Below are 463 nucleotides of genomic sequence, written 5' to 3' on the forward strand. Positions count from 1 at the left end.
CGCCTTCACCGCTTAAGATTGCTGCTTGTACAGCAGCCCCATAAGCCACAGCCTCATCAGGATTAATACTTTTGCAGAGCTCCTTTCCATTAAAGAAATCCTGCAACAGCTGCTGAACCTTTGGAATCCTGGTAGATCCACCAACAAGAACAACATCATGGATAGTGCTTTTGTCCATCTTTGCGTCCCTCAAACACTTCTCAACAGGCTCCATACACTTCCTGAAGAGATCCATGTTAAGCTCCTCAAATCTGGCTCTAGTGATGGTAGAGTAGAAATCTATGCCCTCAAACAAAGAATCAATCTCAATGGTAGTTTGAGCAGTGGATGAGAGGGTCCTCTTCGCTCTCTCACAAGATGTTCTCAACCTTCTAAGAGCCCTTGGGTTGCCAGTAATGTCTTTCTTGTTCTTCCTCTTGAATTCCTGAACAAAGTGGTTAACCATTCTGTTGTCAAAGTCTTC

The 463-nt window shown here is 44.3% G+C and carries 1 protein-coding gene; it reads right to left on the reverse strand.

Translation table 11 applies throughout. From position 1 onward, the window contains the following. Nucleotides 1–463 (reverse strand): Hsp70 family protein (locus QWY28_RS23250; protein WP_300955298.1); only part of this gene is annotated, 463 nt, incomplete at both ends.

The sequence above is a fragment of the Nocardioides oceani genome (genome assembly GCF_030412965.1).
Taxonomy (GTDB): domain Bacteria; phylum Actinomycetota; class Actinomycetes; order Propionibacteriales; family Nocardioidaceae; genus Nocardioides; species Nocardioides oceani.